Here is a 20,606-nt window from a genome sequence, read left to right as displayed (position 1 = left end):
GAGCCCCCTGCGAAAGCTTAGTGGGCGATCGCAGAGGGCGGCGGGGGTAGCCATTTCATTATTCAGAATGTAGCGACCGGTCTATTCAAGGCGTGCCAAGCGCTCTTCCAGCGCCGCAATCCGCGCTTCAAGCTCTTCGATCCGCTCAACCGACACACCGCCACTGGCGCCACGTTCCACCGGATTCTGCCGAGCCGCCAGGATCGCTTCGATGTCCGCCGGATCGCCCAGCGCATGCATGTAGCGATCTTCGCGCTGGCCGGCCTGGCGCGGAATCAACAGCGCCAGACCTCTGGCGATCAAGCGCTCCAGCTGATGCACCACTTGCTCGGCATCTTCGAAGTCATGCATGCGGCCGCTGCGGGTCAGCAGTTCGTTGACTGTCTGCGGGCCGCGCAGGAACAACAGCCCCGTCAGAATCACCTGCGCCGGCACCAGTTCCAGCGCCTTGTCGACCCGATGCTCCCAGCGGTCGGCGCGGCTGCCCATCACCAGTCGGGTGAAGCCGCGACCTTCCAGAACGCGCAGGCTCTGGCCGACCTGGCCTTGGCTGAGATTCATCACCGGTTCACGGCTGGTTTTCTGATTGCAGGCAATCACCAGCGCATTGAGCGTCAGCGGATAGGTTTCCGGGCTGGTGGCCTGTTTCTCGATCAACGAGCCCAGAATGCGAATTTCCGTGCTGTTGAGCCGCGGTTCGTCGGAGGTCGTTTCTTGCTCAGTGCTCATCGCGCTTTTCCCTATGCAGTCGAAGCATGCAGTCGAAGCCGCCTAGCCTAATCCTTGCAGGATAAAAGACAAGCCGCAGGGCGGTCGGGCATGGCTATAATCGCTCCACGTTTTTACTCCTGTCACCACACGAGACCATCATGACTATTTCCCTGTACGCCGCTTCCGTTCCGGTTTTCCAGCAAATGCTCAATGCCCTGAGCAACAACCTGAGCAAGGCCGAAGCCCACGCCACGGCGAAAAACATCGATCCGAACGCATTCCTGCAAGCCCGTCTGTACCCGGATATGTTCCCGCTGGTGCGTCAGGTGCAGATCGCCGTTGATTTTGCCAAAGGCGTTTCGGCGCGTCTGGCTGAAGTCGAACTGCCGAAATACGACGACACCGAAACCACCTTCGCTGAGCTGCAAGCGCTGATCGCCAAGGTCCTGGCCTTCATCGGCGAGATCAAACCCGAGCAGATCGACGGCAAGGAAGGCATCGAGATCGTTACCCGTCCAGGCACCCCTAAAGAGAAGCGCTTCACTGGCCAGGCTTACCTGCTGAGCTACGGTCTGCCGCAGTTCTTCTTCCACATCACCACCGCTTACGCACTGCTGCGTCACAACGGCGTGGAAGTGGGCAAGCGCGATTACATGGGCGCGTTCTAAACCACCCAGGTACAAAAAAGCCCGCCAAGGTGTAAGCCTTGGCGGGCTTTTTTCATCTCACCTTCTGTAGGAGCCAGGCTTGCCGGCGAAATGTGGGAGCGGGCTTGCTCGCGAAGGCGGTGTATCAGGCAACGATGATGTCGACTGACACTCCGTCTTCGCGAGCAAGCCCGCTCCCACAGGTTCCGCGCCCGCCTGGATCCTACAGGTGCGTTGTTACGCCAGACGCTGGGCTTCCCGGGCTTTCTGTTCCTCACCCTGGCACGCAGCTGCGGTGAACAGCACGTCGGTGGAGGAGTTCAGCGCGGTTTCCGCCGAGTCCTGCAATACACCGATGATGAAGCCGACCGCCACCACCTGCATGGCGATTTCGCTCGGGATGCCAAACAAGCTGCACGCCAGTGGAATCAGCAGCAACGAACCGCCGGCCACGCCCGAGGCGCCACAGGCACAGATCGCCGCGACGATGCTGAGCAGGATGGCCGTCGGAATATCCACGGCGATGCCCAGGGTGTGCACGGCGGCCAGGGTCAGTACGGTGATGGTGATCGCGGCGCCGGCCATGTTGATGGTGGCACCGAGCGGGATCGACACCGAATAGGTATCTTCGTGCAGGCCCAGACGCTTGCTCAACTCCAGGTTGACCGGAATGTTCGCCGCCGAACTGCGGGTGAAGAAGGCGGTAATGCCGCTCTCGCGCAGGCAGGTGAATACCAGCGGATACGGGTTGCGACGCAACTTCCAGAACACAATGGCCGGGTTCATCACCAGCGCCACGAACAGCATGCAGCCCAGCAACACGGCCAGCAGGTGCATGTAACCGATCAAGGCACCGAAACCGGAAGTGGCAAGGGTCGAGGCTACCAGGCCGAAGATCCCCAGCGGCGCAAAGCGAATCACCAGGCGCACGATCAAGGTCACGCCATTGGACAGATCGCCCAGCACCTCGCGCGTCGTCTCGCCGGCATGGCGAATGGCAACCCCCATGCCAATCGCCCACGCCAGGATGCCGATGAAGTTGGCATTCATCAGCGCACTGACCGGGTTATCGACCACGCTCAGTGCCAGGCTTTGCAGCACTTCGCTGATGCCGCCCGGTGCCGTCACCGCAACATCCTGGGTGGCCAGCACCAGACTCGACGGAAAGAGCGTACTGGCAACCACCGCCACCACGGCTGCCGCGAAGGTGCCCAGCAGGTACAGAAACAGAATCGGCCGGATATGGGTTTCCTGGCCATGCTTGTGGTTGGCAATCGAGGCCATGACCAGCACGAACACCAGAATCGGCGCGACAGCCTTGAGCGCCGATACGAACACTTTGCCAATGAAGGCGGTGGACTTGGCCAGCTCAGGCGCGAACAGCGCCAAGGCAATCCCGGCGATCAGGCCGATGATGATTTGCGTGACCAGGCTGCTGCGTTTCAGGCGTTGTAAAAGAGAAGGGGATGAAGCGGTCATAACGGCATCTCTGATTTTATTAGGGTGCAGGGTTCTGCTCATGCAGCAAAAAGCCGGGCAGGCCACATGGAGGGAACCGAAGGGTCGCTACATCAATGCCAGTGAATGGCCGATGAGCAAAGTGTAAGTACCGCAGGCCGCGGACTTTATCACAGCGTAGCCGCGATCCTTCAGACCTGTGACGATCTGCCACCCGATTGCTAAACGCGATTTGCAGGTTCGTGCAACCTTGCCCGGAAACACTCTGTTAAGCTTCGCCATCCTCATTTTCAAGTTCTGCCAGTGAGCCTTCGGGCTGTCGCTGGTGTCGTCGTTTTCCTGGAGTTCTGCATGCTGTTGCCCATTCTTCTGTTGTCCGCCGCCGGTTTTACGGTGCTGACCACGGAATTCATCATCGTCGGCCTGTTGCCGGCAATCGCCCGTGATCTGGACGTCAGCATCCCTCAAGCGGGTTTGCTGGTGACCCTGTTCGCCTTTACCGTGGCCGCTTTCGGGCCGTTCCTGACGGCGTACTTTGCAAGGTTTGAACGCCGGAAACTGTTCATCAGCGTGCTGATCATGTTCGGCCTGGCCAACACGCTGGCGGCACTGGCGCCGAACATCGGGGTGATGGCCATTGCGCGGTTGATACCGGCGCTGGGGTTGCCGGTGTTCTGGGCATTAGCCAGTGAAACCGCAGTGGACATCGTCGGCCCGGACTACGCCGGGCGGGCCATTGCCAAGATCGGTTTCGGCATCGTCTGCGCCACGGTGTTCGGCATTCCGGTGGGTACGCTGATCTCCGATGCGTTCGGCTGGCGCAGTGCCTTTGGCGTTCTGGCGGTGATCGCGTTTGCCAAGGCGTTGTTGCTGTTCATTTACTTGCCGAAAACCAATCTGCACCAGCATCAGGTGAGCTTCCGTTCGCAGTTCAAAATCCTGCGCAGCCCATTGATGCAGGGGCATGTGCTGTTATCGATCCTGGTGTTCAGCGGCATGTTCACCGCTTACACCTACCTGGCGGACATTCTTGAGCGGCTGGCCGGTTTCAACGGCACGGTGGTCGGCTGGTGTCTGATGGGCTTCGGTGCGGTCGGCTTGATCGGTAATTCGTTGGGCGGTCGCGCGGTGGATCGGCATCCGCTGATCGCTTCAGTGACATTCTGTGCCTTCATGATCGCCGGCATGGTGGCGCTGGTGCCGAACATTCATTCCCCCCTCGGTCTGGCGGCAGCGATGGGGATTTGGGGCGTGACTCAGGCTGCGCTGTTCCTGGTCAGCCACGTGCGCCTGATGAAGGCTGCGCCAGAGGCTCCGGCCTTTGCTGCATCGCTGAACATCGCCGGGGCCAACCTCGGAATCGGTCTGGGCGCGATGGTCGGTGGGCGGGTGATTGACAGTGTTGGCTTGGGCGGCCTGGGTTTCGCGGCAGCCGGTTTTATCCTTGTTTCGATCCTGTTGGCGATGGCGCTGATGACCTTCAAACCTCGCGAAATCTGCGCCTGACGCCTCACATCCCGACGAACAACTCGCGTCGGGCACCTTCGGTAATGGCGACAATGCCGGGGTGCTTGACCTTGCGTTCCACCGAGATGGCGTAGAACGACTCGCGCACCGCGTCGGTCTGGCCAATCACTTCCACGCCATATTGGCGTTTCACCTCGTCGGCAATCACGCTCGGGCCGATGAATATCCCGCTGCCGGATTGGCCGAAAGCCTGCATCAAGGCGCTGTCGTCGAACTCACCGACGATCTGTGGCTGGATCTGTTGTTCGGCAAACCAGCGTTGCAAGCGACTGCGCACCACGGTTTCCGGCCCGGGAATCAGCAGCGGCGCGCCGTGCAGGCTGCGGGGGAAATTCTGGCCGTAACGCGCTGCCAGCTCGGCGGTGGCGAAGAAGCTGATGCCGCATTCACCGAGTTTCTGGCTGTAGCCCTTGATGTCCAGATTCGAAGGCATCGGGCTGTCGGAAATCACCAGATCGAGGCGTTGAATCGCCAAGTCGGCAAGCAAGCGTTCCAGTTTGTCTTCGCGACAGGTAATACGCAGCGGTTCGTTCAACTCCATGGTCGGCGCGATCAAGCGATAGACGATGGATTTGGGTACTACGTCGGCCACACCCACCCGAAACAGAATCTGTTGCTCATTGGGCTGCGCCCGCAACATCAACTCCAGCTCGCCGCCGAGTTGAAACATCTGCTCGGCGTAGGGCAGGGTCTGACGCCCGGCTTCGGTGAGTTCCAGTTGCCGGCCGACCCGGCGAAACAACTCGATGCCATAGGTTTGCTCGAGCAGGGAAATCTGCCCGCTGATGGTCTGTGGCGTCAGGTTCAATTGCTCGCAGGCGCGCACGATGCTGCCGGTCTTGGCCACCACCCAGAAGTAATGCAGCTGACGATAATTCAACATGTTGGTTAAATCCCCGGTTTACATCATCTGGATTCGTTAAAGCCGAAGTATAACCGCCAAAAATACGAATTTTCCTGAAGTGTTTGCTTCCTTAGAATGCCTCGCTATCGACGGATCGCCTTTTCGGTTCTGTCTGTTCTATCGAGGAAAGCATCATGAAGCTTAAAACCACGGCACTGCTGATTACGTCTTTACTGGTGTTGGCCGGTTGCGACCAGGCCGAGAAAAGCGCTCAGCAATTGATGGGCAAGGCTGCCGAAACCGCAAAGCAGGCAATTGACGATACCCACAAAGCGGCTGAGCAAGCGCTCAGCGACGCCACGGGCGGTTTGATCAGCAAGAAAGAACAACCGGGCAAAGAGACGGACAAATCCGAATCTTCGTCCCAGGAAATCTAAACCGTCTACAACGAGTCAGGACTGACCCATGGAATACCTTTTAGAACTTGCTGCAAGCCCCACTGCCTGGGTCGCTCTGGCCACGCTGGTGGTGATGGAAATCGTGCTCGGCATCGATAACCTGATCTTCATCTCGATCCTCACCAACAAGCTGCCCGAACAGCATCGCCAGAAGGCGCGGCGCATCGGTATTGGCATGGCGTTGATCTTGCGCCTGGCACTGTTGAGCACCATCGCGTTCATCGTCCAGCTGACGGAGCCTGTGATCGAGATTCTCGGCCATGCGTTCTCCTGGAAGGACATGATCCTGATCGCCGGTGGCTTGTTCCTGTTGTGGAAGGCGACCACTGAGATCCATCACAGCATGGACCCGGCCCCGGATGATCCGATGTCGGCTACCTCGACCGTGACCCTGGGCTTTGCCGCTGCGATCGGGCAGATCCTGCTGCTGGACATGGTGTTCTCCATCGACAGCATCATTACTGCTGTCGGCATGACCGAGCATTTGCCGATCATGATCATCGCGGTGGTGGTGTCGGTACTGGTGATGTTGTTGGCGGCTGACCCTCTGGCCAAGTTCATCAACGACAACCCGACGGTGGTGATGCTGGCGCTGGGCTTCCTGATCATGATCGGCATGACGTTGATTGCCGAAGGTTTCGGCGCCCACGTACCGAAAGGCTATGTCTACGCGGCCATGGCGTTCTCGGCCACGATCGAAGGCTTGAACATGCTGTCGCGTCGGGCCAGGCAAAAGCGCATTGCCGCTGAAGCTTAACCTTCGTGAAACGAAACGGTCGCCTGAACTCGAAAGAGTCCAGGCGGCCGATGCCAGCCGGTTCAGGCGCGGAACCTGTGGGAGCGGGCTTGCTCGCGAAAGCGGTCTGTCAGTAGACATTGATATTGACTGGAACGACGCTTTCGCGAGCAAGCCCGCTCCCACATGGATTGCGCTTAGCTCACGGGTATTAGTTCAGGCGATCGTTTTTTTGTTTGGGCGACTAACCTGCGCCGGTCAGTGCGCGGTGGCGGGGCGGGCAGTCGGCTGATCGGTTTTCGCCACAGGCGCCGATTGAACCGGGTGGTGATGGTGCCGGCGGGTAATACGCAACACTCCCCACAGCATGGCGGCGGCCACGGCCAGCCAGCCGGAAATCAACATTACAATGGTCATTGTCAGGCTCATCAGTGCCTCCTTTTTGCCCTGCATCGGGCACACACTCTTCCTTGGTAAATGACAGTCTAGCCGCTGGTGTATTTCAGACAATTGACCAAAGGTCGCCTATCACCAACCAGTTCGCTCTATCGAATGCAACCAACTGCCGGTTAAGGCTATACCGCTGCCGCGCGGCATCCTATGATCGACGGCCAAGCCGGGAGTGTGGATACCTGGCGTCTGAACAAGAGAGTGATGATGGTGCGGGTATTTTCGCGAATTCGGTCTTTAATGCTGATCGTTGGCTGCGTGGCCGGCCTGGCTGGCTGTGCGGGGAGCGTGGCGCCTGAGATCAAGCGCCTGCCAGAGCGGGTCGAACTCAGCGGTACGTTCTACCGTGGGCAAAGTTATCAAAGCGGGCCTCAGGTGCTGGCAAGCCTGCTGTCCCAGCAAGGCATCGTGATAACCCCGGGGTTGCTCGACAAACCTCTGCATTTGCCAGGTGCCGAAGACCGCTTGCAGCAGAACATGCAGAATCTCGCCCGTGAGTACGGGATGGTGGTCTATCCCCTCGATAGCCATTTGCCGGCACTGCTGGCCCAGGTTGCGGCCGGTTATCCAGTGATGGTGCGCTTCACTGAAGGCTCGGCGTTCTGGGCAGAGCCCCGGTACGCCATTCTCGCCGGTTACAACCGTCAGAAGCAGACTGTATTGCTGCGCGCCGGGATGGAACGTCGGTTGCTGATGGGGTTCAGTGCCTTTGAATCGGCATTCGAGAACGCCGGCGGTTGGGCCGTATTGATCCAGAAACCGGACCAGATTCCGGCCAGCGTCGATCAGTCGCGCTGGCTGAAAGCGGCGAGCGATCTTGCCCAGTCAGGTCAGGAGCAGGCGGCAGCCAGGGCGAAGAAAGCGTTGGGCGCGCAGTAGTTCCCGTTTGTCATCTGTAGGGCACCACTCAACGTTATTGGCCTCTCATGTAAAGGACCCGAATAATCGCCGGGTCTTGACCAGGAGCCGCCCATGGCACATTCCAATACCCCCACCGGTCCGCACTCGTCTGAGCATTCGTCCGATAACGAGTTGGGGTTCGACCCCGATTCTCCGGACGTTGCCGATCCTCAGGTCGATCCCATCGGGCCCGCCAAGGCGCCCAGGGATATAAAACCGGGTGAGGAAGGCAAGAAAGCCCCGGCGAAACCTTACGATCCACTTGGCGATCTGAAACCCAAGTTCTAGTCAGAGGTGCATATGTCTACCGATTCGAGCTTTGACGACAAACGTCCAGATACTCCAGACAGTGTTCCAACAACTCCCGAAGAGAATCTGGATCCGGTGATGGATCCGGATAGCCCGTTAAGGGACCCCTTGGCCAGACCGGCCGTGGTGCCGACAAAGCATCCGCAGGGTTGGAAAGACCCCGGTGCCGGGGATGGCATTCCGGATGACGATCAGATGCCATTGCCTAATGATTAACTCTGGACAAAAAAAGCCCCGACTATTCGGGGCTTTTCGTCTGCAGAGGTTTTGATCTTACTTCGACGCTTCAACCACTCCGCTCTGGCGATGTTTGAGGTTCTTGTCAGACTTGTACTGCAGGGCAACGGACGGCACGTTGGCGCTCTTGCCGGTTTCCATCCAGCTGCGAATCCGGTTCGCATCGGCAAAGTGCGTGTACTTGCCGAAGGCATCGAGGATCACCAGTGCAACCGGACGGTCGCCCATGTGGGTGACCAGTACCAGACAATGGCCCGCTGCGTTGGTGAATCCGGTCTTGGTCAGCCGGATGTCCCAGTTGGGCTTATTGACCAAATGATCGGTATTGCGAAAGCCCAGGCTGTAGTTGGGTTTACGGAATCTGACGGTTTTTTCCTTGGTGGTGCTCAGTTGAGTCAATAGCGGGTACTTGTGTGCGGCGATCAGCAATTTGCTCAGGTCGCGGGCGGTGGACACATTGCGCGGAGAGAGACCCGTCGGCTCGACAAAGTGGGTGCTGGTCATGCCCAGCGCTTTGGCTTTGGCGTTCATGGCGGCAATGAACGCGACATAACCGCCCGGATAGTGATGGGCCAGCGTCGCGGCAGCACGGTTTTCCGATGACATCAGGGCAATCAGCAGCATTTCCCGGCGCGGCAATTCGCTTTTGAGTTTGACTCGGGAAAACACGCCTTTCATTTCCGGGGTGTCGCTGATGTTGACGGAAAGGTATTCGTCCATGTTTTGCCGGGCTTCTACCACCACCAGGCCGGTCATCAATTTGCTGACGGACGCGATTGGCACTACGACGTCAGGGTTGCTGGCATAGATGACTTTGTTGGTTTGCATGTCCATCAGCAAAGCGCTGCCGGAAGCGATCTTCAGTTGTGAAATGTCTCGGGGTGCCGCGGTGGTTTCTGCGGCGTTGACCGTTGGCGTGGTGAAAGTCCCTGTAAATGCAAAAAATAGGCTCAGGATTGAAAGACGGATTTTCACGCTGGCGAACTCATAAAGGGTGGATATACCGTTTTGTAACGGGCTGTTTCTTTAAAACGACGCATTTTAGGAGTATGTGCTAGGAAAGCCAAAGCCGCCTGTAAACACAGGGTCAAAGATGAATTATTTTTAATGCTGTACCAATTTTGTACCAATCTGGCTTTCCAGCTTCCCGACCTCTGACCAGTCGGTGGTGGAGCTCAGCCAGCGAGCGTATGTCGACAGTAACACCTGGACACTGTGTCCCAGTTGTCCAGCGATGAACGCGGGGTTCATGCCTGCCATTAGGCACATCGTAGCGTACGTGTGTCGGCAGTTATATTGGCTTCGCGCCTTTATTTGCAAAGCCTCTAAGGCACTCGCGAAGTGACCGCCTGGTGTTGTCGACGAAAGGATGTACTCGGAACCGCCAGATGGCGGAAAGACGTATGGCGACTCCTGCCTTTTCCGTCGGAGCTGGGTCAGGCGCGCATCGGCAACCTTCCGAGCTTCAGTCAGCGCGTGAATGGCCCGGCTGTTGAGCATGACCGTGCGGGCGTACTTGGTCTTTGTCCGCTCCTCGACTTTCCCATCTACGACGATCCGGCAGACGTGCGCCACGCGCTTCTCCAGATCGATCTCATCCCAGCGAAGAGCCCTGAGCTCTCCCGTCCGCATCCCGCAATAGAAAGCGAACTCGAAGTAGGCCGCATAGATCTGCGTAGCCCTGGTGGTGAAGTTGGCGTACATCCATTCGATGATGGTGTCAGCTTCAGCAACCGTGAACGGATCAATTTGTTTTTTGGTCCGGCCAGGCAGCTGTATGGCAGTCGCCGGGTTTCGCTCAATCACCTCGTCCCGCACAGCAGCCTTGAACAGGGCGCTGACTCGCGATATCGCCGTCCGCTTGATTGTCGGGCTATCCCATTGCGTTTCCCCAATCACCCTCCTGAGCAGCATCGGCGTGATGGTTGTCATCGGCACCGTAGCCAGGTCTGGCATCCAGTACATGTTGATCGAGCCCTTATAGTTGCGACGTGTGCCTGGAACGATTTCCAGGCTGTCGATCCAGGTCTGAGCATATTCGGCAAAGGTCAGGCCGGTGACTTGGTCGGCATAGCTGGTGTTCGGGAATAGTTCGGCGTAGCGCTTTTCGTCCAGAACCCCATGCTTGGCCAGGCTGATTACCTGATCGCGTAGATCTGCTGCCGCCTTGATGCCTTTTGGCGTCTGGGGATTGGCGAGAGTTTCGCAGCGTCTTTCACCGTTCCACGTGAACCGGATTCGGATTGACTGACCTGCAAACTCAACTCCTGCGGGCATTCCCACTGGCTTTCTAGCCATTCCTCATATCTCCTAATGCTATAAAAAACCCGATTATCGATCTTGTTCCACACCCCTTCGGGGATGATTCCGCGTGCGCGCTTTCCTTCGAGCGCGCGCTTAGTGGTGTCCAGTAACATGGCCATTCGCTCTTCCGGGACCTTGTCGAAGGGGTATGTTTCGGGTAGCTCTTCTTTCACTGACATAGCTGTCTCCATGCCGCGCGTGGCGGCAGAAGGTGGGGGAGGTTTATTCGTCGTCGGAATCTGGGTCGTGATCACCATCGTGACTCACGCTGATAGGCAATTTGCCCAAGCGCTCCAAAGCCAGAACGAGGCCGATACGTAAGCCCTTGGCCATATCTTTCGTGAGCACAATCTCGATAGGGTCATCAGTCCCAAGCTGCAGAGTCACGCCTTCCTTTGCGTTTTCGCTGACCAGCTGCAACTGGTCGGCTTGGCGCTTGTGCCAGCCCAGCAGCGCTTCGATCATTTCGCCAACTTCCTGCGGAGCGCCGACCGAACCTTCGATTGCGCCGGTGACCAATTGCTCGAGCTCTAATTTTTCATCTTGGGCCCGCTCAAGCTGGTCGTCGGCGGCGAACGGCCCGCCAACCATTGACCAGCTGCTGGCGAATACCTGGGCTTGTTCCATGATGGCTTTAACAGTTTTCTCAGACATGCAGAATTCCTCGCCCGCCGTTCACCGGCAGGCTCGTAGTGGAAGAGGGGTTAGGGGTATTTCTTGCTGATGCGCTTGGCGATGGAGTCGAGCTTTTCGGCCATGTACCACATATCGTTGTTGTCGCGGCGTGACACGACCAGGGAGCGCTGAACATTGCGCCCCATGAGGATTGCGATCGCCAAGCGGATCAGGGCGACCTCGAACTTACGCCGGATGAAGCCGTCTCGCAGGATCATCGCCGTGGCCCCTTGTAGATGAGCCAGGCCATGTAGGCGAGGGCTGGCGCTGTGAGCAGGATCATGGCGTCACCTTCTTGAATTCGACGACCCAGACCCAAGGGTTGGCTTCCCAGTCGCCACCGACGGATTGCCACAAGTCGCGGAATGCTGGTACTGGGTATTTGTGGCATGCGCCACCTTCGTCGCTCGCGCACCACTCGCGTAGCGGACCTCGGTGAACACCTTCGGCTGCGGCCTGCTCGTAGGTGATGTCCTGCAACCGTTCGACACGCACCTCGGTGATCTCCAGCAAAATGCGGCTGGCCCAGCGAGGCATGTGGATGCTTGGCCGCCAGGCGCCTTCGTACTGAAGTTCGTCTGTGTCAGGTTTCCACGCGGCTTTGTCTGGAATTTGCCAGAGACCATAGTCACCGACGGTGCAGCTTGCCCTGAAGATCCGGGCGGCATCGCGCTCATTGCCCTTGACCAACTTGTCGTTCCAGTCGACACATACACCGTCTTCGTTGCCGAGCAGCGCGAATGTCTCGCGCACCCACAGCCGGTCGCCGGGCCTGCCATGGGGGCAGCAATGGCGGGAAAAGTTGCGAGATGTCTCGCGTGAGTCTGAGCCACTACCGAACAGATGGCCTTTCCAAGAAAAACCAGAGCCATCGGTAAGCACTGGTTGTGGATTCACTGCCCGCCGCGTGACAGTCTTCCGGCCTTCCAGGATGGCGCGCACCATCGGGGCCGAGAACAAGATCGGCCGTTCCGTTATCTCAGACATGGGAATCCTTTGCCGCTATAGCGGCTGACATTGAAGGGGGAGGGGTATTGCATGGGGGCCGGACAGTATTTTCCTCGCGTCGGGCGCAGCGCGATCAGTCGTTTCGAATGGATGGAGTTCTTTCAGTGTCCTTGGTCAAAATAACGTGTCAATTTGCTACTATTGGGTGACTGTCTGGTGTGCCGGCTAACTAATTGTACAAATTCAAACTAAATAAGAGAAAAATAGATGTAAAACAATAAAAGGAATTTTGATGAAACTCAGGGGGTGGCTCTTTTATTGTGTTGCCGAAATGTTAATAAATATATCCATGATGGATCTGTAGTTTTTATCGTTGGGATACGAACATGAACTTAAAAAAAATGTTTTGCTTGGGATTAGTTTCAGTCGCACTCTACGGCTGCACTTCGATGCCCCAGGATGAGTCGCCCTCTCGTGCGATGCTGATAGTTAACGAGGCACAGATCCAAGGCGTGCGTGACGTATCCTATAAAAAGGTGCAACAGGGCGGTACTAAAGGCCAGGTTGCTCAAAAGACCGGGTTGATCGATGGTGCGCTCGATTATTACGCCATCGGTGCGCTAGGTGGCTTCACAGGATTAATTGGACAGGCAGTGTCTGGTGGCTACGGTCAGTTCGTGGTCTGGGTGCCCGAATCAGAAGCGGCTAGTAGTGAAGAAGCGGTCGCCAAGACAAAGGCACTACTGGAGAATAAATCTTTCTGGCCAGAGCTTGATAATAACCTTAAGCACGAGTGGAGTTGGAAGGCAGAACCAAGGCGCATGCCGTACGGTGATAACCGGATGAACACGTTCTTAAATCCTGTTCAATCTTTCGTATTCACTCCCCCTCCACTGGTTGATGCTCCCGCATTCGTTGGCGGTAAAGCATATGGCCCGATCTACGTTGTAGCTCCTGTCATCGTTGATTGGAATAAAAAGAAGACTAATCTCGAGAATTTTTCAAGAATTTCTAAGGCGCTGCCCGCGTGGATCTATCTGTACCAACCGGCGCTCGAAACTGACAAGCTCGTGCCTGCGGTGTTCAACAAGGGGGAGGTGATGGTTTTTGTAACGCAGCCCAAACAGTGAGGACTTGATTAATCCGCCCTCAACGTATCTTGGTGGGGGTTGATGTCAGCTCCTTAGCACCGCACCACCTTGCATCTCAATGTTGGACGTTGCGAACTGCGTTGAGTCGTTGGTTTCGACTGAATATGTTGCGCTTGGCCTTGGCCGGTTTGTTTTCTGTGGGCATGGGGCGTCCTATGCCGGGTCATGCCCGGGCGGTGGCGTGATTTGAGTTTGTGGGCTATTGGTTGATGGCCCGGCATGTGGCCGGATCAAGGAGCTTTGGAATGAGCGATACCCCTGAAAGAGCCGCTGACGTGGAGCTGGCATGCCCGAAATGTGGGAACAAGCCTTTCGTTATGGCAGGCACGGAGCCACGGGAAATTCATTCGATCGCTGACTTTTCCGGCCTAAGCTGCGCCGGGTGTGGTCATGTAGTTAGCGAGTCTGACGTTGAGTCCGCAATGAAATCCGCCATCGATAAGCTGATGAAGGACACTTTCGGGGGGAGAGGTGGGAAGTTCTAAGCGGTCAGCCAAATAGGTGAGGGTGGGTCAGGCAGCTGCCGTTGATTCAGGCGAGTAGTCCATCCACGAAAGCTTGGTCGCCGACTTCCGCCTCATATCATTCTGCGGCAGCTTGACCTTCGCCCTGATGACTACGTCTCGGCACCGTCCAAGCTTGCGAATACGCTCGGCGTAGTCGGCTGCGTACTGGGGGGCATCGAACATGCTGCTGAGCTGAGCAACCCGCTTGCCATCCATGATCTTGATCACGCGATCCTCGACTGCCTGAAGCCATTGGCTCATGGACAGCTCGATACGCTGACCTTTCTCAATCTTGAAGTCGCGAACCTTGCGCTTCGCCTCTTCGCGGGCGAAGTGCTCATTCATTCCGAAAACGGCAAACGTGCTCATGGCTATCTCCAGTCAGGCGCCGGCCTCGCTGGCTGGCGTGATTCGTTGAAGTGGGGTATTTGTGTTCGGACCGGCATGGAGCCGGATCAAGGAGTTAGATCTTGAAGCGAGTAATGCTTGTTTTGTGCGGGCTGCTGCCTATTGCAGTATCTGCCAAATCATTGGAGGAACAGTACCCAGCGCCGTGGATCAAGGCCGACAATCCGAGTATCACGCGAGCTCTTTCTGAGGCTGATGTGGATGGTTGTGGCAAGTACCGATATAGGGTCAGCAGCGGTAGCGAGTCCGAGTTCTTGGTTTATTGCACCCGTGGCGGACGCGTGACCCAAGCGTTTATGGTTTGGCCAAATATCCACAAGCTGATGGGGCCGTATCCGCCAGATCCGTCGCTTCCGTGAGTCAGGCAGCCGCTCGCTTGAGCTGATCGGTGAGCTGGGTCGGAAGACTGCGCAGCGTCAGGGTGCCGCCGACTTCGTCGAACTCGACTTTTGATCCGAGAAGGTGCTGCTCGAAGCTGATCGACAGGCCATCGGCACGGCCGGTGAAGCGCCGGAATTTGTTCAGGGTTTTCTTGTCCGGCGGGATCGAGGCTGAAAGGCCGTAGTCTTTATCCTGGATGAAGTCGGCAAACGCTTTTGGTTGATCGTCGTCGAGCACTTCGGATAGCTCGTCGAGAGTTATGGGCTTGCCAAGCTTGGCTTGGGCCATCGCATAGCTGACCAGCGTGTCGGTCTTCTCGCGGGTGGCATCTTCGCCGAGGTTTTCGCTTTCAACGAAGTCGCTGAACGCCTTGTGCAGGGTGCGGGTTTCACCTGGGCCGTCGACCCCTTCCTGACAACCGATGAAGTCACGGAAGTAATCGCTGACCCTACGGCCCTGCTTGCCCTTGAGGTACGAGATGTATTGACGCGACTGTGGGTTGTTCTTCCACTCACTGAGGTTGATGCGCGCGGCCAGGCGGATATGGCCCAAGTCCAGACGCTTGACCGTCATCAGGTGCAGCTCCTCGGTCATGGTCACCGCTTCGGTTTCCTGCACTAGGGCAATGATCAGGTAATCGGTAAGGCCTTGCTGGTAGTGGCAGAAGAGGGCGTGCCCGCCGGTGGTCAGGTTCGATTCTTCCATCAGCTTGGTCAGGTGCTCGACGGCGATGGTGCTGAACTCGAGGAAATCAGAGCCGCCTGCCAGGTACTTGGCGAGCCATCCACTGAATGGGTGAGCGCCCGACTCATGATGAAAGAAGGCCCAAGCCTTACCGGTGGTGGCGTTGTAGCTCTCATTGAGCTGCTGGACAAGATCGTCGCGGACCTGACTCTCAACCTGCTCGGCACCGCCGAGGAACAGGACAGCCGGGCTGCCGTCGGGCTTCTTGTCGATCTTATGAATCACGCTGTGGAGAACGGGCATTGCGAATTCCTCGGGTAGGCGCCGCCCTCCGTGACCGGATGCGACAGTGGGGTGGCAACTTAATAGTGTGTGAGCTACAAAGAGATGGGCTCGATTGGCCCGTCAATGGACTTAACAGGAGCATTTGCAATGGACTTCACGCATGACCCAGACGATTTCGTCGCCTACATAAGTTCAGTCAAGCGTGACTGGACTCGGGCTTCTTCAGACTTTCTTGGTCTCGTAGAGCACTGGCGAGATCTATCGGAACAAAGTTTCGCAAATATTTCGTCCGTAAGCACTGAGGGAAATAGCATCAAAGGGGAAGTTTTGGGCAAGCTCTTTACTATAGAACTCAGCCCTATAGCCGAAGACCAGATTGGATACGCACAGGCGGTCCTGTTAAGTCGTAAAGTCGGTAATGCCCAATCGGAAATTGGCCGCTTCAGAATCCGTCGAGACGGATCGATTGTGGATATTGAGGGTACGACAGTCGTCAATGGAGAAGACAATCACTATAGTTACAAGGTTTTCACTTCTGTGCTTCGCGCTGTTATAGAAGCACCTGCAACAGTAGTAGGACAAGCGCTACCGGCCTGACCAGTTTCGTTTAGGCTGAATGTTAGAAGTTGTTCGTCATGACAAATGCGTAGGGCTTCGCGATGTTATATTTCGATGCCGGTCTTGGCGAACTCTTCAAGCTGCCGCGACCATTTTTTAGTCACGACGATTTCAGGTCGCGACATCGTGGCGAAGCGGGCGGACTCTTTGGCTGGTGCGGCGGCCAGATTGATCAGAAAGGTAGACACCGTTTCCTGCCATTCCTCGAAGCCGTGGCGCTCGCCTAGCACTTGAAGCGCATCAGCTAACGCTTTCGACACAATCAGCGTGCGCTTCTCGGCACCGATCCGATCCAGCAGAGCTTTCTCCTTGGCGCGCTTGTCCTTCTGAATTTCCGCGTTGCTCTTGGCCATGTCCTGCCTCTTCGATTCCGTGTGTTGGTATATCCAGCCAAGCTTGTCGTCTGCGCTGTCGCACCTGGTTGTTGATGCGCCTCAATGACCAGCTCCGTAGTAGGCAAACACGATCAGCATCAGCGCCGCGCCGGCAGTCCAGCGCAGAAGCGTGCGGGAAAACTTCTTCATCGACTTGCAGCGCGCGGCGAAAAAGTCGGCGTTTTCCTCGAGCTGTTGGGCGAGCTGGCAGGCGCTGTCATGACCGAACCGTTCGCCCTTTGTCGTGCCGGTGGAACGCTCGATCACTTCGAACGTGTTACTGCCCCGGGGTACGACGTTGAAGCGTGGAGCGCGGACGGGCTCATCTCGGCCGATTCGCTGGTACATCTCCGCGGTGGCCAGCGAAGTTCTAAGCCGCAACCCATGGAGAATTGCTTGGCTCTGTCTGATGGTTTGGTTCATGGCGAATCCTCGATGTGGGTTGCGTGTATTCGTCAGCACTCGGGCCATCTGCTGGTTGCCGTTGGGCGCAGGGGAGAGTGCTGACGTAATAGAGACGGGGTAGGGGCTGCGGGGTGTTGGCGGAAGAAGTTCAACGGTCTGCTAGGATTCAGCCAGCTGATCGGGAGAAAGACTGATCCTTTTTGCTCACATTGAATGACTACTTAGGGAAAAGATATGTCGGTTTACTCAGTTACCATCCCCTGTTTCGCGCAAATGCTGCGAGCGTTATCGTCTCTTTTATCTAAGGGCGAGGCCTCTGCTCTAGAGCGCGGTTACGACCCGCAAATTCTGCTTGGATCTCGACTAGCACCGGACATGCATGATCTAGCCCGACAAATTCAGTACGCTTGCACGCAAGCGCAGGAGGCGGTTCAGCGACTTACACAACAGCCGGTGCGATCACTCACTCCTCCCGAAAACTTGGCGGCAGCGAAGGTACTAATCGAACGTACTTTGGCAGTTCTTGATTCGTCGGACCGGGCTCAAATAGAGGAAGGGGCTGAGCGCAAAATCACTATAGAGTTACCTAATGGCATAGTCTTCGATATGACCGGCAGTGAATACGCTGTGAACTGGGCTGCTCCACAGTTCTACTTTCACCTGGTCACGGCATACAACATCTTGCGCCATAATGGTGTACCTCTCGGGAAAGCCGATTATGTACAGCACATGTTTGCCTACCTGCGACCGTAGCTTCTCCGCTTGAAGTTTGGCGAACGGCCCAGGCCCGCAACTGGCGACGGCCTGGGTTTGCAGCATCAAGTTGTCTTCGTGCGCTGGGGTGGCCTGCCGGAATTCCGGCCGATGCGCGGTGACATCGGCGGCCTACTGTCCGCTGCCTGGATATGTGTTGGGCGCAGCCTTCAGGCTTGCTGTGCCACACGGGGAAAGCGGTGGTCTACTTCATGGCGGTAGCTCCTATCGCTCGCTCACTGGGCAGGCAGTGGCCACCTATCGAAGCTGCATTGGAATGTCGGTCCTGACCAAGATGCCTAACTACGTCCGCCCGTTCGTATACAAACAGTTGGCCTGGATCAGCTTTTTTCATGGGGCGCCGACATTCCGATGCAGCCTCTTTCGAGGGATCGGGCAGTTAACGTCAGGCTGACGCGCCGGAAAGAAATTTCCAGTTAGGTGCAATTTGTTTCCGTGTCTCGCTGCACGTCCGCCGGAGTCCTCTCTCTGCCCGCTGCCGCAACTGGCGTCGCATCGGGTGGCTGTGCAGCTTCGCGTGCTCTCATTGGGGAGCCCGGCCAGTTCCAGAGCTGGCATGGAGATCGAAATTTGTGTTTCGCGCTGTGCCCGTTGCCGGGGATCGATCCGCGAAGATTTCTGACTGTTAAAGAGCGGTGGTGCTACGCAGCGTCTGTATTCGCTGCGATGGATGTAATTTAGAAAACTAAACAGAGACCGTCAATACTTATTTTAAGAAAACTTAACAAGGTCCTCGAAATTCCGTCTCAGCAAATTGGAAAAATCAAGGCTTACGATTTAAAAAATGCTGGCGTATGCTCCGCTATAACTGGATATACATACAGCATTCGGAGGCGGAAAATGGCGAAGGCAAAGAAGACAGAAAAGCCGGCAGTGCGGCATGAGGTAAGCGGAATTGAGCGCCTTGGCCTGCGCGTATCGTCGATGATCAATCACCCCGTAGCGCAGATTCAGCGCTGGGTGACGATCCATCGCCTGGACGATGACGGCGATCGGGAATGGGAGGAGGTGATGGGTCTTTTAAGCGAGACAGATGGCATAGACATGACGCTCAACGACGATGAGTCGGTGACGCTGAAGTGGGAGGCGAGTGCGGTGGAGGATCGGCCGGTTGAGGTTTGCGAGCCAGTCGAGGAGCCGGCGCCTTTCTGAAGTGCACTAAAAAGCCCGGCGCAGTGGCCGGGCTTTTGGCGGTGCAGTATCTATTGCTTCGGGGTCTGATGCGCCTTGATCTGCTCAAGCAGAGCCCTGGTTTCCAGTGACTGCTGCTTCATATCCTGGATCGCCTCTGATGTATCACGACCAGAATCAAAGTTGGCAACTCCATAGGACATCACAGCGATCACGATTCCGACAATGGCGATCACCGACAGAATGGAGTTGAGGATTATCGTACCCTTCAGACCACGCACGCCTGCGAGATCCTTGTCGAGCAACTGGAGGCTATGGTTCATCTGAGTTAGACCATCAGTGACCTTACCCTCGAATTCCTTGAGGCGCGCGTCAACCTTCAGTTGTTGATTTTCGAGTCTGGCATTGAGTTCTTCGCGAGTAATGTCTGTCATGGCAGCAGTATGAGGTATGGGAGAATTCTCGTCACCTTTAGTGAAACTCGAGGAGTTTTCCTCTGTAACAACGATTGGCTGAAAGCTCAATTACTCTGACCCCTTAGCGCTGGGATTTGCATCAAGCCAGCGCTTTATGGTGTTCGCCCTATGCACCCTTAGAAAACCGCAGTTGGCGCAATCCACAATGAGGTCGAAACCCGGCTTTCCATGATGAAGAGATCCAGAAGGCTGGAGGTAACATAATCTTGTGTCTTCACCGTCTATAGAGATTGACCAGCCATCCGTTCCGCACATCGGGCAATTCCCGACTTTTGTGACATTGGTAAAGAATCGTACAGCTTCATCGTAGGTGATTATTAAATTATCCATATCCGGCCGCCATTTGAAAATTTTTGGAGATTCTTAAAAGCAGCAATGCACGACTTCCGCGGAATTAAACCAGGTGTGCATTCCACACCAGCAGCACCCGGGCGTGGATGTAAGTCTCGTCCGCCCTGATCGTCTGCGGCTGATGCCTTTCGTTATCAGAAATCATCTTGATCTGATCATCGCCAATCCACTGAAGGCGCTTGATGTAGAGATGGCCCTCCCAAGAGAACATGTAGATCCCATCGCCGGCGAACTCGCGGACACTGACATCGACCAGGAGCGGGTCGCGGTGTTTGATCGTGGGCGCCATCGATTGCCCCCAGCCTGTCACCATCTTCAGATGGAAATGCTCTTTGAACTCGACACCCATCTCGCGCAGGTGCTGGGGACTAACGCGCACGTCCTGAAACATCTCAGGGTAGTCGTGAGGGATCTGCCCGCCACCCATTGCCGCACGGACGTCGTAATGCGCGATCCATACCTCGTCGCCTACAACGCCGGGGCGGTAATAGTCGAGATCGATTACACCACCGCCATCGTTGGCCTCAGCCGCCGCAAGCAAGCGTTGACGCGCAGCCTCGGGTAGAGACTTCCCTTGTTTTGCGAGCATCTGCTTGACCATGTCAGCGGCAGATGCGCCGGAATCCAATCGGCTTTCGGACGAGGAAACGTCTGGCGAGCCGGTGCCTTCAGATAGCCAGTCAGGCGAGCAACCAAGTGCGCGTGCCAGGGAAAGCAAGTTTTTACCCTTTGCACCGTTTGTTCCGCTCACCCAAAAGCTGACCGTGGCCTTTGACACGCCAGTCAGCTTGCTGATGTCTGTAGCGCTGAGGTTCAGCTCCCTCATGCGCGCGGTCACGCGATCTTTAAATTCCATAT

27 protein-coding genes are annotated in these 20,606 nt (G+C 56.6%); 12 read left to right on the top strand and 15 right to left on the bottom strand.

The features are described from left to right. Positions 1–81: 81 nt before the first annotated feature. Positions 82–729: a YceH family protein gene (locus IC37_RS01535; protein ID WP_030130805.1), complete on the bottom strand. Its 648-nt coding sequence runs from the start codon at positions 727–729 to the stop codon at positions 82–84. A 140-nt stretch (positions 730–869) separates the two neighbouring features. On the opposite strand from IC37_RS01535, the gene IC37_RS01530 reads away from it, so the two are divergent. Further along, positions 870–1,379 carry a DUF1993 family protein gene (locus tag IC37_RS01530; protein ID WP_030130806.1) on the top strand — a complete coding sequence of 170 codons (510 nt, stop codon included), beginning with the start codon at positions 870–872 and terminating at the stop codon, positions 1,377–1,379. Positions 1,380–1,595: 216 nt separating this feature from the next. Here the strand turns inward: IC37_RS01530 and sstT are convergent, their stop codons facing one another. Next, positions 1,596–2,837: a serine/threonine transporter SstT gene (gene sstT, locus IC37_RS01525; RefSeq protein WP_030130807.1), complete on the bottom strand. Its 1,242-nt coding sequence runs from the start codon at positions 2,835–2,837 to the stop codon at positions 1,596–1,598. Positions 2,838–3,167: 330 nt separating this feature from the next. Between sstT and IC37_RS01520 the strand changes: the two genes are divergently transcribed. Next, entirely contained in the window at positions 3,168–4,322 is a 1,155-nt protein-coding gene (locus tag IC37_RS01520) for an MFS transporter (RefSeq protein ID WP_030130808.1), read from the top strand. 4 nt (positions 4,323–4,326) lie between these two features. Here the strand turns inward: IC37_RS01520 and nhaR are convergent, their stop codons facing one another. Then, on the bottom strand, positions 4,327–5,226 hold the full coding sequence (gene nhaR, locus IC37_RS01515) for a transcriptional activator NhaR (RefSeq protein WP_030130809.1): 900 nt from the start codon (positions 5,224–5,226) through the stop codon (positions 4,327–4,329). Between the two features lie 155 nt (positions 5,227–5,381). On the opposite strand from nhaR, the gene IC37_RS01510 reads away from it, so the two are divergent. Both IC37_RS01510 and IC37_RS01505 read left to right on the top strand, forming a co-directional pair. Next, positions 5,382–5,624 carry a hypothetical protein gene (locus tag IC37_RS01510; RefSeq protein WP_030130810.1) on the top strand — a complete coding sequence of 81 codons (243 nt, stop codon included), beginning with the start codon at positions 5,382–5,384 and terminating at the stop codon, positions 5,622–5,624. 28 nt (positions 5,625–5,652) lie between these two features. Beyond that, entirely contained in the window at positions 5,653–6,402 is a 750-nt protein-coding gene (locus IC37_RS01505) for a TerC family protein (RefSeq protein ID WP_030130811.1), read from the top strand. Between the two features lie 237 nt (positions 6,403–6,639). Here the strand turns inward: IC37_RS01505 and IC37_RS01495 are convergent, their stop codons facing one another. After that, positions 6,640–6,810, bottom strand: a complete 171-nt coding sequence (locus IC37_RS01495; protein WP_177409362.1) for a hypothetical protein — start codon at positions 6,808–6,810, stop codon at positions 6,640–6,642. Between the two features lie 171 nt (positions 6,811–6,981). Here IC37_RS01495 and IC37_RS01490 point away from each other — a divergent pair, with 171 nt between their 5' ends. From IC37_RS01490 to IC37_RS01480, 3 genes are all read left to right on the top strand, one after another. After that, entirely contained in the window at positions 6,982–7,710 is a 729-nt protein-coding gene (locus IC37_RS01490; protein ID WP_030130812.1) for a hypothetical protein, read from the top strand. Between the two features lie 93 nt (positions 7,711–7,803). Continuing rightward, positions 7,804–8,019 carry a DUF6021 family protein gene (locus IC37_RS01485; protein WP_030130813.1) on the top strand — a complete coding sequence of 72 codons (216 nt, stop codon included), beginning with the start codon at positions 7,804–7,806 and terminating at the stop codon, positions 8,017–8,019. Positions 8,020–8,031: 12 nt separating this feature from the next. Beyond that, positions 8,032–8,256 (top strand): hypothetical protein, encoded by a 225-nt coding sequence (locus IC37_RS01480; protein WP_081729360.1) that lies wholly within the window; start codon positions 8,032–8,034, stop codon positions 8,254–8,256. Between the two features lie 57 nt (positions 8,257–8,313). Here IC37_RS01480 and pbpG read toward each other — a convergent pair whose 3' ends face one another. The 5 genes from pbpG to IC37_RS01455 form a co-directional block, all read right to left on the bottom strand. Beyond that, entirely contained in the window at positions 8,314–9,252 is a 939-nt protein-coding gene (gene pbpG / locus IC37_RS01475; RefSeq protein WP_030130814.1) for a D-alanyl-D-alanine endopeptidase, read from the bottom strand. Between the two features lie 129 nt (positions 9,253–9,381). Further along, positions 9,382–10,575: a site-specific integrase gene (locus IC37_RS01470; protein WP_030130815.1), complete on the bottom strand. Its 1,194-nt coding sequence runs from the start codon at positions 10,573–10,575 to the stop codon at positions 9,382–9,384. Between the two features lie 228 nt (positions 10,576–10,803). After that, positions 10,804–11,235: a hypothetical protein gene (locus IC37_RS01465; protein WP_030130816.1), complete on the bottom strand. Its 432-nt coding sequence runs from the start codon at positions 11,233–11,235 to the stop codon at positions 10,804–10,806. Between the two features lie 50 nt (positions 11,236–11,285). Continuing rightward, positions 11,286–11,474: a hypothetical protein gene (locus IC37_RS01460; RefSeq protein WP_030130817.1), complete on the bottom strand. Its 189-nt coding sequence runs from the start codon at positions 11,472–11,474 to the stop codon at positions 11,286–11,288. 61 nt (positions 11,475–11,535) lie between these two features. Further along, entirely contained in the window at positions 11,536–12,243 is a 708-nt protein-coding gene (locus tag IC37_RS01455) for a morphogenetic protein (protein WP_030130818.1), read from the bottom strand. 347 nt (positions 12,244–12,590) lie between these two features. On the opposite strand from IC37_RS01455, the gene IC37_RS01450 reads away from it, so the two are divergent. Further along, positions 12,591–13,334 carry a hypothetical protein gene (locus IC37_RS01450; RefSeq protein ID WP_143519136.1) on the top strand — a complete coding sequence of 248 codons (744 nt, stop codon included), beginning with the start codon at positions 12,591–12,593 and terminating at the stop codon, positions 13,332–13,334. A 533-nt stretch (positions 13,335–13,867) separates the two neighbouring features. Here IC37_RS01450 and IC37_RS01440 read toward each other — a convergent pair. After that, positions 13,868–14,230, bottom strand: a complete 363-nt coding sequence (locus IC37_RS01440; RefSeq protein ID WP_030130821.1) for a hypothetical protein — start codon at positions 14,228–14,230, stop codon at positions 13,868–13,870. A gap of 101 nt (positions 14,231–14,331) precedes the next feature. Here IC37_RS01440 and IC37_RS01435 point away from each other — a divergent pair, with 101 nt between their 5' ends. Beyond that, positions 14,332–14,628, top strand: a complete 297-nt coding sequence (locus IC37_RS01435; protein WP_143519135.1) for a hypothetical protein — start codon at positions 14,332–14,334, stop codon at positions 14,626–14,628. A 1-nt stretch (position 14,629) separates the two neighbouring features. Here IC37_RS01435 and yejK read toward each other — a convergent pair whose 3' ends face one another. Continuing rightward, the gene (gene yejK, locus IC37_RS01430) at positions 14,630–15,637 is read right to left on the bottom strand and encodes a nucleoid-associated protein YejK (protein WP_030130823.1); all 1,008 of its coding nucleotides are present in this window, start codon (positions 15,635–15,637) and stop codon (positions 14,630–14,632) included. 129 nt (positions 15,638–15,766) lie between these two features. Here yejK and IC37_RS01425 point away from each other — a divergent pair, with 129 nt between their 5' ends. Further along, on the top strand, positions 15,767–16,216 hold the full coding sequence (locus tag IC37_RS01425; protein WP_030130824.1) for a hypothetical protein: 450 nt from the start codon (positions 15,767–15,769) through the stop codon (positions 16,214–16,216). 65 nt (positions 16,217–16,281) lie between these two features. On the opposite strand, the gene IC37_RS01420 is transcribed toward IC37_RS01425, so the two are convergent. Together IC37_RS01420 and IC37_RS01415 are read right to left on the bottom strand one after the other, a co-directional pair. Further along, positions 16,282–16,590 (bottom strand): hypothetical protein, encoded by a 309-nt coding sequence (locus tag IC37_RS01420; RefSeq protein WP_030130825.1) that lies wholly within the window; start codon positions 16,588–16,590, stop codon positions 16,282–16,284. Between the two features lie 81 nt (positions 16,591–16,671). Further along, positions 16,672–17,034, bottom strand: a complete 363-nt coding sequence (locus IC37_RS01415; RefSeq protein ID WP_030130826.1) for a hypothetical protein — start codon at positions 17,032–17,034, stop codon at positions 16,672–16,674. 216 nt (positions 17,035–17,250) lie between these two features. Here IC37_RS01415 and IC37_RS01410 point away from each other — a divergent pair, with 216 nt between their 5' ends. Together IC37_RS01410 and IC37_RS01405 are read left to right on the top strand one after the other, a co-directional pair. After that, complete coding sequence (locus IC37_RS01410) at positions 17,251–17,769, top strand: DUF1993 family protein (protein WP_030130827.1); 519 nt, start codon at positions 17,251–17,253, stop codon at positions 17,767–17,769. An 861-nt stretch (positions 17,770–18,630) separates the two neighbouring features. Next, on the top strand, positions 18,631–18,942 hold the full coding sequence (locus IC37_RS01405; RefSeq protein WP_030130828.1) for a DUF1654 domain-containing protein: 312 nt from the start codon (positions 18,631–18,633) through the stop codon (positions 18,940–18,942). Positions 18,943–18,992: 50 nt separating this feature from the next. Here IC37_RS01405 and IC37_RS01400 read toward each other — a convergent pair whose 3' ends face one another. Next, entirely contained in the window at positions 18,993–19,445 is a 453-nt protein-coding gene (locus IC37_RS01400) for a hypothetical protein (RefSeq protein WP_143519134.1), read from the bottom strand. A 346-nt stretch (positions 19,446–19,791) separates the two neighbouring features. Next, positions 19,792–20,604, bottom strand: coding sequence for a S24 family peptidase (locus tag IC37_RS01395; protein ID WP_051414838.1), 813 nt, complete (start codon positions 20,602–20,604; stop codon positions 19,792–19,794). Between the last annotated feature and the right edge of the window lie 2 nt (positions 20,605–20,606).

The organism is Pseudomonas sp. QTF5 (genome assembly GCF_000512695.2).
GTDB lineage: Bacteria > Pseudomonadota > Gammaproteobacteria > Pseudomonadales > Pseudomonadaceae > Aquipseudomonas.
The sequence above is the reverse complement of the archived record's forward strand: the minus strand, read 5'-3'. Positions and strand labels throughout refer to the sequence as shown.